This window comes from Corynebacterium sp. HMSC074A01 (assembly GCF_001831515.1).
Classification (GTDB): domain Bacteria; phylum Actinomycetota; class Actinomycetes; order Mycobacteriales; family Mycobacteriaceae; genus Corynebacterium.
Map to the genome: position 1 here is coordinate 1 of NZ_KV825600.1, position 14,392 is coordinate 14,392.

The following is a 14,392-nucleotide window of genomic DNA, read 5'->3' on the forward strand; positions in this document are numbered from 1 at the left end:
ATCAGGTGTCTACCTAACGGGGGTCAGGTCCATCGACGAAGTCACGCTCGGCACGACCAAAGCCGAAAAGCAACACATCGATGCCCACGCGATCCTTGAAGAACTCGACCTTGCCGACCATGAGTCCGACCATCCGCAAGCGCTGTCTGGTGGGCAGCGCCAACGCCTGGTTATTGCTACAGCGCTTGCTGCGAACAAGAAAGTTTACATCTTCGACGAACCCACGTCCGGTGTTGGCTACAAGCACCTTGTCGCGATTTCCCGAGTAATGCGTAAACTCGCTGACACTGGTGCCGTCGTCATTGTCATCACCCACGACGCTGAACTCGTTACCGAGGTCGCCGACCATAGCGTCCGCCTTGACCAGATCAACGCCTGCTAACGCAAACGCTCGCTCAGCCGAAAGAGAGGAAAGCGTTTCCGCAGGTCAGAGCTAATGCGCTATACACTCGCTAACGCAAGCGATTTTCTTGACCCCCTTGGGGCGTACGCGCTAACGCAAACGCCTACTTATCATTTTCGACGTCATAGTGGAGCCGGCGACGAGAATCGAACTCGCACTCTCAGCTTGGGAAGCTGATGTTCTACCACTAAACTACGCCGGCATCTGCCGCACAATGATACGCGCGACAATGGGGATACTGTAGCACCGTCCCTCCCTGAATCGGAAAACGAGCCTGCCGTATGCTTGTGGCGTGCTTCTTTCAGATCATGACATCCGTGACGCTATTGATTCCGGCCGCCTCGGCATCGACCCGTACGACGCTTCGCTGGTGCAGCCGAGCTCAATTGACGTGCGCATGGACAAGTTCTTCCGCGTCTTCAATAACTCGAAGTACACGCACATCGATCCGAAGCTGGAAATGCCGGATCTGACCACGGCAGTGGAGGTACCCGAGGGCGAGGCCTTCGTGCTGCACCCGGGCGAGTTCGTCCTCGCGTCCACGTTGGAGCACTTCACACTGCCCGCGGACCTGGCTGGCCGCCTGGAGGGCAAGAGTTCGCTGGGCCGACTTGGCCTGCTCACGCACTCCACCGCGGGCTTCATTGACCCGGGTTTTTCCGGCCACATCACCCTCGAGCTGTCGAACGTGGCGAACCTGCCGATCACGCTGTGGCCCGGCATGAAGGTCGGCCAGCTCGCCATCTTCAACATGTCCTCGCCCGCGGAAGTCCCGTACGGCTCTGGTGCGCTCGGCTCGAAGTACCAGGGCCAGCGCGGGCCCACGCCGTCGCGCGCGTACTTGAACTTCCGGTAGCCCTATTTTTCAAAAACAGCGGTTTTTGCAAAATAGGATCGCGTCTCGCGCTGCTTGTTTGCAACTTTGAAAAATACAGCGCCCAAGCCGCCCTACGCCCCTCACCCTGCCGTGTCCGACCCGACCGGGCATAATAGGCAGTTATGCGGATGACAGTAATTGGCACCGGATATCTCGGTGCAACCCACGCGGCATGCATGGCTGAACTTGGCCATGAGGTGCTGGGCGTGGACGTAGACCAAGAAAAGATCGATCAGCTCAAGGCCGGAAAGGTCCCGTTCTACGAGCCGGGCCTGCCGGAGGTACTTGAGCGCAACATGGCCGCTGGTCGCCTGGATTTCACCACCTCATACGAGGAGGCAGCGGCCTTCGGCAATGTCCACTTCATCGGCGTTGGGACCCCGCAGCAGCGCGGCTCTTACGCGGCGGATACTCGCTACGTGGAGGCCGTGATCGATTCGTTGGTGCCGCACCTGGAGGGTGCGCACGTCATCTTTGGTAAGTCGACGGTGCCGGTGGGTACCGCCGCGGCGCTGCAGGAGCGCGCAAATAACCTCGCCGCTCCGGGAACCACTGTGGAGATCGCGTGGAACCCGGAGTTTCTGCGCGAAGGCTACGCGGTCAAGGACACGATTGAGCCGGACCGCATTGTGCTGGGCACTCGCCCGGAAGATTCGCAGGCAGAGGCCATTGCGCGCGAGGTCTACGCGACCCCGCTATCCAATGACACCCCGTTCATCCTCACCGATCTGCAGACTGCGGAGCTGGTGAAGGTGTCCGCCAACGCCTTTTTGGCCACGAAGATCTCGTTCATCAACGCGGTCAGTGAGGTCTGCGAGATTGTGGGCGCGGACGTGACCAAGCTGGCCGACGCCATTGGCTACGACGACCGGATTGGCCGCAAGTTCCTGGGCGCGGGCCTGGGCTTCGGCGGCGGCTGCCTGCCGAAGGACATTCGCGCGTTCATGGCTCGCGCGGGCGAGCTGGGCGCGGACCAGGCACTGACCTTCCTGCGCGAGGTGGACGCGGTGAACATGCGTCGCCGCGAGCGCGTGGTGGACATAGCGCGCGCGGAGCTGGGCAGCCTGATCGGCCGCCGCATCACGGTCCTCGGCGCGGCGTTTAAGCCGAACTCGGACGATGTGCGCGATTCGCCGGCGCTCGCGGTCGCGGGCCAGCTCTCGCTCGCGGGTGCCGCGGTGCGCGTCTTTGACCCGGAGGCGATGGACAACGCCCGCCGCGTGTTCCCCACGCTGGACTACGCGGACACGCTCGAGGACGCGCTCGCTGGCGCTGAGCTGGTCATTCTCGCCACCGAGTGGAAGCAGTTCAAGGAGATGGATCCTGTCGCTTCGGCGAAGCTCGTGGAGCAGCCGCTGCTTATCGACGGCCGCAACGTCCTCGACGTCCCCACCTGGCAGCAGGCGGGCTGGACCATGCGGGCCCTGGGGCGGAACCTGTAGAACTCGCCGCTTCCGGGGTGCATGATGGAGGTATGGCTGAAGAAAAATCTGCACCCCTTGTCAAAGGCGCCCTCGGTGCCGCTGCGGCGGCGCTCGGCGGGGTTGCCGTCCACGATCTGACGCAGCAGAAGTACCCAGTGCTGCGGAACTACCCGGTGCTGGGGCACATGCGTTACCTGCTCACGGATCTTGGCCCAGAGCTGCGCCAATACTTCATTGAGCGGGACTGGGACGGCCGCCCCTTCAACCGGGACCAGCGCAACGCCATCTACGAGCGCGCCAAGGGGATACAGAGCGAGACTGCTTTCGGCACGGTGCAAAACGTGCGCGAACCTGGCCACGAGTACCTGGTGCACTCGGTCGCGCCGGTCGCGCAGCCGGATGAGCCGCCGCGCACGCTCATCGGGGGCAAGGACTGCGCGAAGCCTTATTCGATGTCGCTGATGAACGTTTCGGCGATGAGTTTCGGTTCGCTGTCGCGCAACGCGATCCGGGCGCTGAACAAGGGCGCGGAACTCGGCGGGTTCGCCCACGATACTGGCGAGGGCGGGCTGAGTCCGTACCACATGGAAAACAACGGCGACCTGATCTGGGAGCTGGGTACCGGCTACTTCTGCGCGCGCACTCCGGACGGCGACTTCGATCCCGCACAATTCCGCGAGAAGGCCGCGAATGACCAGGTTAAGATGGTGGAGCTGAAGCTGAGCCAGGGCGCGAAGCCCGGCATTGGCGGCGTGCTGCCGGCGGACAAGATCACCGAAGAAGTTTCGCAGATTCGCGGGGTTCCGCGCGGGCAGGACTGCATTAGCCCGGCCCGCCACCGCGTCTTTTCCACGCCGACCGAGCTGATCGAATTCATTGCGCAGATGCGCGAGCTCTCTGGCGGCAAGCCCGCGGGCTTCAAGTTATGCGTGGGTAGTCGTCGAGAAGTGCTCGCGATCTGCAAGGCGATGCGCGAGGTGGGCACCGCCCCGGACTTCATCGTGGTCGACGGCTCCGAGGGCGGCACGGGTGCGGCCCCGATCGACTTCGAGGACCACGTGGGCATGCCGCTGACGCACGGGCTGATGACGGTGCACAATGCGCTCGTCGGCACTGGCCTGCGCGACCAGGTCAAGATCGGCGCGTCGGGCAAGGTCGCGGGCGGTTCGGACATCGTGATGCGCCTGATTCAGGGTGCCGACTTCACCAACGCCGCGCGCGCCATGATGATGGCGCTCGGCTGCATCCAGGCGCAGCGCTGCCACACCGGCAAGTGCCCCTCGGGCGTGGCCACGCAGGACCCGCGCCGCAACCGCGCGATCGTGGTGGAGGAGAAGTCGCGCGCCGTCTACAACTTCCAGAAGGCGACGGTTGCGCAGGCCGTTCGGCTGATGGCGTCGATGGGGGTCAGCGACCCGGCGGAGCTTACCCCGGCGATGCTGCGCCGCAACGTCTCGCCCACCGAGGCCCGCTCGTATGCGGAACTCTACGAGTGGCTCGCTCAGGGGCAGCTGCTTGATAGCGCCCCGGCGTCCTGGGCCGACGACTGGCAGGCAGCCTCCGCGGACACCTTCCGCCCGGTGTAGGGCCGCAACGCCCGTGGTAGGCGGGCGTGCAAAAAGTTCCCGGGTTCGCCTTGAAACCGGGAACTATTTTCGGGAAAAGGCCCATAACATCAGGTCAAATCATCGATGGAAACTTCCCTGTCAAGGTTCATACGCTCACAGAAGTCTTCGTCGTGGCTGACGAGAAGAAGCGCACCTGCATAACTCTCAAGAGCGGAGACAAGCCAGTTCACGGTTGAGATATCGATGTTGTTGGTGGGCTCGTCGAGAAGCAATAGCTGCGGAGCAGGCGACGAAAGAAGAACACGGGCAAACTCGACGCGGAAACGCTCACCACCCGAAAGCGTTCCGATAGGCGCGTGGACAGTCTCATTCTGAAACAACAATTGCGCGAGTTGGTCCCGAATATACTGCGGATCAGCAGAGGCGTTAGCCTCCGAGACCAACTCCAAGACTGACCGGTTGGGGTCAAGAACAATGCGCTGCCGGAGGTACCCCACATTTTCAATCACGTACCCCGCGCCTCCGTCTGCAACAGAGTTGAGCAGGGTCGTCTTTCCGCTGCCGTTCGGTCCAGTGATCCGGACACGCTCGGGGCCCACAACAGTGAGTCCTGGGAATTCCATAACGCGGGTTCCGTTCGGAAGCGCCGTTCCGGGAAGCTCAATGTACACATGTTGATCGTCGCGAACCTTGTCTTGCGCGTGACGATACTCAGCGAGAGACGACTCCACAGACTCGGCATGAGCCGCACCACGCCGAGCAGCAGTCTTCTCAGACCGATCCTTGTCCAGCCCCATCGCCATGCCAGGTTTACGATTGTTAGCAGCGAACTTCTTTCCGCGACGAGCGTCCCGAGCAATGCGAGTTTGCATCGCCTCACGCTCTCGAACCTGCCTACTGTGAATCGTCTTCTTTTCCCGAACCTCCCGCATCGCTGCATCTTGTTCATTGGCCAGAGCTTCACGGTAGGCGGAGTAGTTACCGGGGAAAAGACGAAGCTTCCCGTCGTGAAGTTCTGCAATTTCGTCCACGGAATCCAACAAGTCGCGATCGTGGCTCACCACAATCGCAGGAACAGTGGATTTGGAAAGAGCGCGGATTAGCTGGGCTTTCGCTTCCGCATCGAGGTTGTTCGTGGGCTCGTCCATGACAATGAAATCGGGGTTGTCAGCCATGAGCGCAGCTAGTGCAACACGAACAGCCTCTCCACCGGACAGTGTAGACAGCGGCCTATCCAGGTTGAGCTCGAGTTCATGCGCTGACAACACAGCCCGAGTCTCTTCGGCAGCATCCCACCGGTCACCGATGAGCTCGAACAATTCGGGATTGAACTGGCCACCTTCGATGGCGCTGATTGCCTCGATGATTTCGGTGATCCCAAAGACGTCTGAAACCGTAGTGTCCAGTTGCAGTCCAAGATCCTGAGGTAGGTAAGCGATTTTCGACGGGCGCTCGACCGAACCAGTGCTCGGTTGCAGCTCGCCGAGGATGACCCTGATCAGACTCGTTTTTCCGGAACCGTTATCGCCGATCAGGCCGGTCAGGTGACTTAAAAAAATGGCTTTTAAGTCCGAGAAGCAGGGGGATCCGTTAGGCCACTCGAGGGAGACGTTATTCAGGGAAATAGGCATGCTCATTCAACTTTCTGTTTCGTGTTAGGCGGAAACACGGAACTTGAGCACGGCCTATTCCTTCCTTCGGGGACAGTTCCTCGTCGATACTATGACAGTGTCCGTCGGGGGTCAAGGGGTTTGCGCTGCTGTAAGTCGGGATAGGTGATGGTTTGAAGGTGGACCGCGGCTGACAGATTGCGGCGGAATCTGTCAGCGACCGGCAGCGGCACCCAACCGCCAACAAACGACCCCTAGTGCTGGTGGTAATCGGCCAGGAAGTTGCCTAGGCGCTCGAGGGCGTTTTCCAACTGGGACGCCCAGGGCAGCGTCACTACGCGGGAGTGATCTGGTGTGGGGTAGTTAAACCCGCGGCCCTGCACCATCAAGATCTTCTCTGATTTGAGCAGGTCCAGCATGAAGCGCTCGTCGTCGTGGATGTTGTACATCTCCGTGTCGATCTTCGGGAAGCAATAGAGCGCGCCTTTCGGCTCCACCACGGAGATACCCGGGATCTCGCGCAGCTTGCGCACCGCCACGTCGCGCTGCTTGCGCAGGCGGCCGCCCTCGCCGGTGAGCTCGAAGATGGACTGGCGCCCGCCGAGCGCGACCTGGATCGCGTGCTGGCCCGGCACGTTCGCGCACAGGCGCGTGCCGGAGAGCAGGTCGAGGCCCTCGATGAAGCCCTTGGCGCGGCGGCGCGGGCCCGTAATCACCATCCAGCCTGCGCGGTAGCCGCATACGCGGTAGGCCTTGGACAGGCCGTTAAACGTCAGGGTGATGACGTCGGGGGCGACTTCGGCCATGGAGATGTGCTGCGCATCGTCGTAAAGCACGCGGTCGTAGATCTCGTCGGAAAAGATCATCAGCTCGTGCTCGCGCGCGATGTCGGCGATGCCCTCGAGCACCTCGCGGGAGTAGACGGCACCGGTCGGGTTGTTCGGGTTGATCACCACGATCGCCTTCGTCTTGGAAGTCACCTTGGAGCGGATGTCCTCCAGCGAGGGGTTCCAATTGTCCTCCTCATCGCAGGTGTAGTGGACGACCTTGCCGCCGGCCAGGGTGGAGGCGGCGGTCCACAGCGGGTAGTCGGGGGCGGGGATGAGGATCTCGTCGCCGTCGTTCAGCGCGGCCTGGGTGACCATGCTGATCAGCTCGGACACGCCGTTGCCCAGGTAGACGTCGTCGATGTCGAGGGGCGGGAAGTCGTCGATAAGCTCGTAGCGCGTGACCACGGCACGGCGGGCCGAGGGGATGCCCTTGGAGGTGGTGTAGCCCTGTGAGGTGGGCAGGTTGGCGATCATGTCGCGCATGATCACGTCCGGGGCCTCGAAGCCGAAGACGGCAGGGTTGCCTGTGTTGAGCTTGAGGATGGTGTGGCCGTCGCGCTCCATCTCCTCAGCGGTGGCGGACACCGGGCCGCGAATGTCGTAGAAGACGTTCTTCAGCTTCTCCGCCTGATCGAAGTGGCGGTGCGGGCGCGGCTTCTTAGCCTTCGCCGGTTTGGGTTGCGGGGCGGATTCATCCTTTTTTGTGGCCATAGGGCCATGCTAGTCACGGCGGCGGAACTTGTTCAGAGATTCCTGCGCAAAATTCAGAGTGTCGCCCGTGAGCCGGTCGATCTGCTCGCGGCGCTCGATCTTGCGCTGCGCCGCGTCGTAAGCACGGTCGGCCTCCAGCTCCAGCTGCTTCGCGCGCACTAAACGACGCTGCGAGCGCTCCATCTCGCGCAACGAAGGGCTGTACCAGCTGTCTGGGCCGACCTTCATGACGTAGAGCAGGATGAATAGTACCGGGATCACGGCGAGCAAGACAGGAGCGTTAATTGCGACGGCGGCGGTGAAGCTGCCGATCGCGCCGAGCCAGAAGATGCCGGCGCGCATGCGTCGGCCGGAACGGCGTGCCTCCACGATCTCGCGGGCGCTGAAGACGGGCACGTCCTGCTGCACCTGGGCGACGTCCGTTGAGCCGAAAGAGGGGCGCTGCGGCAGGTCGGCGAACAGGGGAGCGAGGTCCGTGCGTGTGACCGCGGTGGTGCAGGCCTGGCAGCGCTCGTCGTACTCCTGCATGCTCAGTCGGCCCTCGCCCAGCGCGTTGCCGAGCGCGGTCATGGCCGCGGTGCGGTCGGCGTCAGAAAGGCGCACGTGATCTGGCTGGCGGGCACTGGTCATGAGGGAAACGAGCTCCTTTGGTTCAAACGCATAAAGAAAAGGGCCGGAGGCGTCTCCGACCCTTCAAAGTTTAACACTTGCCTATGCGGCCCAGCGGGAATCCGGGCCGGTCACGCGGTCGTTAAAGCGGGTGCGGGCCGTGTCGTACTCGTCTTCCGGCAGCTGGTAGAAGTACACGCGCGGCAGGACGCCCTCGACGCGGTTGAGGTAGGAGTTCATGAACTCCTCCAGCGCGGCGTTGTCCTCTATCGATTCGGCGTTGACGTAGACAAACAGCGGGCGTGCCAGGGGATATTCGCCTTCCTGGGTGGCGTCGCGCGCGGGGGCGACGCCGTCGACGGTGACGTTGTCGATCCGGTCACGTACCTCGCCCTCGGTGGCCAGGTAGTTACCGATACCCATGAAGCCGATGGCGTTCGTGTCCTCGGCGATCCAGGAGGAGAGCTCGTCGATATCGTCGGTGGACTCGTAGTCCTCGCGGATGGTGTCGCCGCCGAGCACCTTGTCCTTGAACACCTCAAGGGTGCCGGAGCCGTCCGGGCGGCCGTACAGGGAGATTTCCTCGTCAGGCCAGGACGGGTCGATGTCCGACCAGGTGGTCACCGAGGAGTCCTTCGCCCACACATCGTGCAGCTGCTCGACGGTGAGGTCCTGTGCCCACGTGTTCTCGGCGTTCTTCACAATGGTCACCGCATCCAGCGCGATGGGCAGCTCGATGTATTCCACCCCGTTGTCGCTGCACTGCTTCTGGAATTCCTCCGGGATGGGCAGGGAGGAGTCGTTGATGTCCGACTTGCCGTCGCAAAACGCGGCGAAGCCATCGGTGGAGCCGTCGGCGGTGATGCGCACATCCTGCTGGGAGCGCTCGGCGATGAACGCGGTGATCGGCTCGACGGTGGCGGAACCGGTGACGTGGATCGGGGCGTCTGCGCCCGACTTCGCGTCCGTGCCGGATTCGGTGGAGCAGGCGGCGAGCCCGCCAGCGCCGATGAGCAGGGCGGTGGTGAGTGCGAACAGCTGCTTCTTCATGTGCGTTCCCTTACTTCTTCTTCGAGGCTTCGTCGCGCAGCTCGCGGAAGAGGTTGAGCACATCGCGCCAGCGCGGGCGGGTCATTTCCAGGTACTGCGGGATGCGGTTGAGCTCTTCGAGCTGCTCCGGGGTGAGCCGCTCGTGGTCCGTCTTCTTGCGCACCTCGAGCTCGTTGCGCAGGACGTGGGTGGTCTCTTCGAGTTCGTTGATCAGCTCTTGCAGTTCGGCGTTCGGCGCGTCCGCGTCAATCAGCTTCTGCGCTCGCTTGCCCGAGGTGGACTGTTCGGGTTCGGGGTGAGTCATGGCAGTTCCTTAAGGGTGCTTAGAAGAAGACGTTGGTGATCAGGACAGCGAGCAGCGGGAGGGCGAAGAAGATGCCGCCGACCCAGATGAAGACGTACCACTTGTTCTTGTCCGCCAAGGTGGCCAGCCAGTTCGCGCCCTTCGGAGGCAGTACTCGCAGGAAGGGCAGCGTCATGATGACGAGCGCGCCGAAGACGTTGAACATGGTGTGCACGAGCGCACCCTGCATCGCGGCCTCTGCTTCCACGCCGGAGGCGGAGAAGGCGGCGATCAGGCCGGTGATGGTGGTACCGATGTTGGCGCCCACCACGAAGGGGAACAGCTCCTTGACCTTGAACTTGCCGGAAGCCGCCAGCGGGACGGTCAGCGAGGTCGTGGTGGAGGAGGACTGGACCGCGGTGGTGATGATGGCACCGGAGAGGATGCCCGTGATCGGGCCGCGGCCGAGTGCTGCGTGCAGCATCTCCTGGGCGCGGCCCACGAGCAGGGCGGAAAGCATCTTGCCGATGTAGCCGATGACTACCAGGATGAGCACGACACCGGCGACGGACAGCACGATGCCGCCCCACACGTCGCCCAGCGGGCTGACGATGAGCGTGGCCAGGTTGACCAGCGGCTCCGTGATTGCGTCGACACCGTTGCCAACCACCTCGAAGATGCCGGCGAGCACGCCGTCGCCCTCGCCCGCGAGCGAGCCGGCGAAGACGCCGGAGACCTTGGAGAGGAAGCCGGTGAAGATCTCGAGCGGGAAGAAGATGGCCAGCGCGAGCAGGTTATAGAAGTCGTGCACCGTGGCCATGGAGAACGCGCGGTGGAACTGCTGCTTGTTGCCGGACAGGCCAAGCGCCACCAGGGTGGAGGTCACCGTGGTACCGATGTTGGCACCGAAGAGCATGGGTACCGCCACCTCGAGCGGGAGGCCACCGGCGATCATGCCGACGGTAATAGAGGTGGTGGTGGAAGACGACTGCATGATGGCGGTGGCGAGGATGCCGACCGCCAGGCCGACGAAGGGGTTCTCGGCAAAGGCGAAGAGCTCCTTGGCCTGGTCGCCCGCCGCCATCTTGAAGCCGGCACCGATCATGCCGACGGCGTTGAGCAGCAGCCAGATAGCCAGGACGACCGAGATCCACTCGGCCGCCTTCTTCGCGCCGCCGCTCAACGGGAGCCAGCCGAGCGGGTCGGCCGGGGCGTCCTCGCTGTTCTCGTTCTGTGCTTCCTGCGGCTTCGTGTCCGGGTGAGGCTTGGTGGCGACGGTGCTACCCCCCGCGTCGCGTGTGACGTCTCTGCTCATCTGCGCTCTCGATCAACGTGTGTACAAAAAGTAGGTCATGGCGCACTCTAGGCGCTCGAAGCAGATTCCCCGTGTCTTTTCGGTTAACTTACAGCAAATTAAATACAGGCTGCCTAAGTATTTGCGAACTGGCTCTGGTGTAGCGCGTAGTACGCGCCCCGGCGTTCGAGCAGCTCATCGTGTGTGCCTTGCTCCACGATCCGGCCGGACTCCATGACCAGGATCACGTCCGCGTCCCGGATGGTGGAAAGCCGGTGCGCGATGACAAAGGAGGTTCGCTGCGCCCGCAGCGCGTGCATCGCCTGCTGCACGAGCACCTCGGTGCGCGTGTCCACCGCCGAGGTCGCCTCATCGAGCACCAGGATGGTGGGCTGCGAGAGGAACGCGCGGGCAATCGTGATCAGCTGCCGCTCACCTGCCGAAAGCGCCCCGCCGTCCTGGTCCACCACCGTGTCGTAGCCCTCCGGCAGCGCGTGCACGAAGCGATCCACGTACGTGGCCTTCGCCGCAGCGATGACCTCTTCGTCCGTTGCGTCGAGTCGCCCGTAGCGAATGTTTTCCATGATCGTGCCCTCGAAAAGCACCGCGTCCTGCAGCACCATGCCGATCTGCTCGCGCAGCGTCGCGCGCGTCAAGGTACGGATGTCGCGGCCGTCGAGCACAATCGCACCGGCGTCCACGTCGTAGAAGCGCATGAGCAGGTTGACCAGCGTGGTCTTGCCAGCGCCGGTCGGCCCCACAATCGCGGCGGTCTGCCCGGGCGCAACGCGCAGGCTCAAGTCCTGGATCAGCGGCTCGTCGGTGTAGGAGAAGGAGACGTCGCGGAACTCCACCAGGCCTTCCGGGCTCTCGCTTATCGACGCCGCGTCGTCCCCAGCGTCCGGCACCTCCTCTTCCGCATCGAGCAACTCGAAGATGCGCTCGGCGGAGGCAACGCCGGACTGGATCATCTGCATCATGCCAGCGAGCTCGCCGAGTGGCTGGTTGAACTGGCGGGAGTACTGGATGAACGCGGTGGCGTCGCCAAGCGTCATCTGCCCGCTGGCGACGCGCAGGCCGCCGAGGACGGCGATGGCCACGTACGAAAGGTAGGAGATGAACTGCATGAGCGGGTGCATCGAGTTGGCGAGGAACTGCGCCTTGCCTGCAGCAACGGCGAGACGTTCGTTGCGCTCGTCGAACTCGCGGTGCAGCTCATCGGTGCGGCCGAAGATGAGCGCGACCTCGTGGCCGGAAAAGGCCTCCTCGACCTGGCCGTTGACCTCGCCGGTGGCCTTCCACTGCGCGGCGAACTGCTTCTGCGAGCGGGTGCCCACCACGCCCATGGCGAGCGCGGTGAGGGGGATGGACAGCAGCGCGACCAACGCGAGCTGCCAGGAGATCACGAACATCATCGCGATAATGCCCACCACTGTGAGGACCGCGTTGAAGATCTGCGACAGTGCCTGCTGGAGCGCCTGTTGCACGTTGTCCACGTCGTTGGTGGTGCGGCTCATCACGTCGCCGCGCTGGCGCGAGTCGAAGTAGCTCAGCGGCAGGCGGTGCAGTTTTGCTTCCACGCGCTCGCGCAGTTGGTAGACAGTGCGCATGGTCAGCCGGTTCAGGATCGCACCCTGGGCCCACATCATTACCGATGAAAAGACGTACAGCGCCAGGATCACCAGGATCAGCTCGCGCAGGTGAGCAAAGTCGATGCCTTCGCCCGGTCGCAGGTCCATGGCCTCCGCCATGTCGGCAAACTTGTCCTGCCCTGCGGCGCGCAGGCCCTCGATAGCTTGCTCTTTGCTGACTCCGGCCGGCATGCGGCCTGAGATCGCGCCACTAAAGATCACGTCCATCGCCTGGCCCATTACCTTCGGTGCCCAGACGGCGAGCACGACGGCTGCGATGTTCATTACGAACACTGCCGTCAGCGCCAGCTTGTACGGCGCGAGCAGGCCCACCAGCCGTTTCGCCGAGGGCCAGAACTGTTTCGCCTGCCGTGGTTCCTGCTCACTCATGCCTGTACCGCCTTCTGGCTCTGCTCGATTTCCCGGTATGTCTGGCTGGTCTTCAAAAGCTCCTCGTGGGTACCGCGTGCGACGATCTCGCCGGCCTCCAACACCAGAATTTGGTCAGCCCCGCGGAGCGAGGCGATACGCTGGCCGACAATGATGACGACCTTGCCCGCGGTGTACTCGGTCATCGCGGCGCGCACACGCGCGTCCGTGGAGGCATCCAGCGCGGAAAAGGCGTCGTCAAAGAGGTACACGTCCGGCTGCGCGACCAGCATCCGTGCGATGGAAAGGCGCTGGCGCTGCCCACCGGAGACGTTGGTGCCGCCCTGGGAGATCTCCATGTCCAGGTCGTCGACGAAGTCGGCCTGCGCCACGCGCAGCGCCTTCCACAGCTCCTCGTCCGTGGCGTCAGGGTTGCCCATCCGCAGGTTGGAGACGACGGTGCCGCTGAACAGCCAGGGCTTCTGCGGCACCATGGAGACGCGCTCGACGAGGTCGGTGCGGGCGAAGTGGGGGATGGGCGTGGCGTCGAGAAGCACTTGGCCCTCGGTTGGGTTGTGCAGGCGTGGGATGAGATTGAGCAGCGTCGACTTGCCGGAGCCGGTCGCGCCGATGATCGCCGTGGTGGTGCCAGGACGTGCGGTGAAACTGATGTTCTTCAGTACGGGGGCGTCGGCCCCGGGGTAGCTGAAGGTGACATCGCGGAACTCGATTTCGCCGCGGCGCTTCGCCGGGGTGGTGGGGGAGGCAGGCTCGATGATCTGCGGGTCGTGGCCGAGCACTTCGGCGACGCGGCGGGCGCAGACGATGGCGCGCGGCAGCATCATGAGCATGAACGTGGCCATCATGACCGCCATGAGGATCTGCATGAGGTACTGCATGAATGCGGTGAGTGCGCCGACCTCGACCAGGCCGTCATCGACGCGGTGGCCGCCGAACCACAGGACCGCCGCGGTGGCGAGGTTGAGGATGAGCATGATGACCGGGAACATCGTGACGAAGACGCGGCCGATGTTCAGCGAAACCCGCGTGATGCGCTCGTTGGCGTCGGTGAAGCGCTGCGTCTCAAACTCCTCGCGCCCGAACGCGCGGACGACGCGGATGCCCGCGATCTGCTCGCGTAGCACCCCGTTGATCGCGTCGAGGCGCTCCTGCATCGTGCGGAACATGGGCATGAGCAGGGCCGCGATGATGCCCACGACGACGGCGAGGGTCAGTACCGCCGTGACCACCAGCCAGGACAGCCCCGCGTCCTGGCGCAGCGCCATGACGATGCCGCCCACGGCCATGATCGGGGCGGTAACCATGAAGTTGAGGAAGAGCAGAAACGTCATTTGGATCTGCTGCACGTCGTTGGTGCCGCGGGTGATCAGCGAGGGGGTGCCGAAGTGGGACATGTCCTCCGGGGAGAAATCGCTTACGTGGCCAAACACGGCCTCTCGGATGTCGCGGCCGGTGCGCATGGCGGTGCGCGAGGCGAACCAGATCGCCGCCACCGCCGTACTCACCTGCATGAGCGCGGCGGCGAGCATGACGCCACCCGTGCGCCAGATATAGGGCACATCGCCTTGGGCAATCCCCTGATCGATGATCGCGGCGTTGAGATCCGGCAGGTACAGCGTGGCCAGAGTCGTGAGCAGCTGGAGGATGACCACTGCGAGGATCGCGGGCCAGTACGCCGAGGCGTGCCTGGCGAGTAGGCGGGTGAGATGCAT

The 14,392-nt window shown here is 63.5% G+C and carries 12 protein-coding genes and 1 tRNA gene; 4 read left to right on the forward strand and 9 right to left on the reverse strand.

Annotated features, from left to right (window positions below):
- Window positions 1-382, forward strand: a 382-nt coding sequence (locus HMPREF2550_RS02290) for an ATP-binding cassette domain-containing protein (protein ID WP_141760491.1), incomplete at its 5' end; no start/stop codon positions are given.
- A gap of 149 nt (window positions 383-531) precedes the next feature.
- On the opposite strand, the gene HMPREF2550_RS02295 is transcribed toward HMPREF2550_RS02290, so the two are convergent.
- Window positions 532-605, reverse strand: a tRNA-Gly gene (locus HMPREF2550_RS02295).
- A 90-nt stretch (window positions 606-695) separates the two neighbouring features.
- Between HMPREF2550_RS02295 and dcd the strand changes: the two genes are divergently transcribed.
- The 3 genes from dcd to HMPREF2550_RS02310 all read left to right on the forward strand — a co-directional run bounded on the left by dcd (window position 696) and on the right by HMPREF2550_RS02310 (window position 4,290).
- The gene (gene dcd / locus HMPREF2550_RS02300; protein WP_038592756.1) at window positions 696-1,259 is read left to right on the forward strand and encodes a dCTP deaminase; all 564 of its coding nucleotides are present in this window, start codon (window positions 696-698) and stop codon (window positions 1,257-1,259) included.
- Between the two features lie 143 nt (window positions 1,260-1,402).
- A complete protein-coding gene (locus HMPREF2550_RS02305) occupies window positions 1,403-2,722 on the forward strand; it encodes a UDP-glucose dehydrogenase family protein (protein WP_083317089.1) in 1,320 nt (439 codons plus the stop codon).
- A gap of 32 nt (window positions 2,723-2,754) precedes the next feature.
- Window positions 2,755-4,290 carry an FMN-binding glutamate synthase family protein gene (locus HMPREF2550_RS02310; protein WP_070789436.1) on the forward strand — a complete coding sequence of 512 codons (1,536 nt, stop codon included), beginning with the start codon at window positions 2,755-2,757 and terminating at the stop codon, window positions 4,288-4,290.
- Window positions 4,291-4,379: 89 nt separating this feature from the next.
- On the opposite strand, the gene HMPREF2550_RS02315 is transcribed toward HMPREF2550_RS02310, so the two are convergent.
- From HMPREF2550_RS02315 to HMPREF2550_RS02350, 8 genes are all read right to left on the reverse strand, one after another.
- Window positions 4,380-5,903 carry an ABC-F family ATP-binding cassette domain-containing protein gene (locus tag HMPREF2550_RS02315; protein WP_070789506.1) on the reverse strand — a complete coding sequence of 508 codons (1,524 nt, stop codon included), beginning with the start codon at window positions 5,901-5,903 and terminating at the stop codon, window positions 4,380-4,382.
- A gap of 233 nt (window positions 5,904-6,136) precedes the next feature.
- The gene (locus HMPREF2550_RS02320; protein ID WP_083319732.1) at window positions 6,137-7,423 is read right to left on the reverse strand and encodes a pyridoxal phosphate-dependent aminotransferase; all 1,287 of its coding nucleotides are present in this window, start codon (window positions 7,421-7,423) and stop codon (window positions 6,137-6,139) included.
- 9 nt (window positions 7,424-7,432) lie between these two features.
- The gene (locus HMPREF2550_RS02325; protein ID WP_070789439.1) at window positions 7,433-8,053 is read right to left on the reverse strand and encodes a DUF1707 SHOCT-like domain-containing protein; all 621 of its coding nucleotides are present in this window, start codon (window positions 8,051-8,053) and stop codon (window positions 7,433-7,435) included.
- Between the two features lie 81 nt (window positions 8,054-8,134).
- Window positions 8,135-9,082, reverse strand: coding sequence for a substrate-binding domain-containing protein (locus HMPREF2550_RS02330; RefSeq protein ID WP_070789441.1), 948 nt, complete (start codon window positions 9,080-9,082; stop codon window positions 8,135-8,137).
- A gap of 10 nt (window positions 9,083-9,092) precedes the next feature.
- Entirely contained in the window at window positions 9,093-9,386 is a 294-nt protein-coding gene (locus HMPREF2550_RS02335; RefSeq protein ID WP_070789443.1) for a hypothetical protein, read from the reverse strand.
- A gap of 19 nt (window positions 9,387-9,405) precedes the next feature.
- Window positions 9,406-10,680, reverse strand: coding sequence for a Na/Pi symporter (locus HMPREF2550_RS02340; RefSeq protein WP_070789445.1), 1,275 nt, complete (start codon window positions 10,678-10,680; stop codon window positions 9,406-9,408).
- 113 nt (window positions 10,681-10,793) lie between these two features.
- Complete coding sequence (locus HMPREF2550_RS02345) at window positions 10,794-12,680, reverse strand: ABC transporter ATP-binding protein (protein ID WP_083319734.1); 1,887 nt, start codon at window positions 12,678-12,680, stop codon at window positions 10,794-10,796.
- On the reverse strand, window positions 12,677-14,392 hold the full coding sequence (locus HMPREF2550_RS02350; protein ID WP_070789448.1) for an ABC transporter ATP-binding protein: 1,716 nt from the start codon (window positions 14,390-14,392) through the stop codon (window positions 12,677-12,679). The genes HMPREF2550_RS02345 and HMPREF2550_RS02350 overlap by 4 nt, the downstream gene beginning before the upstream one ends.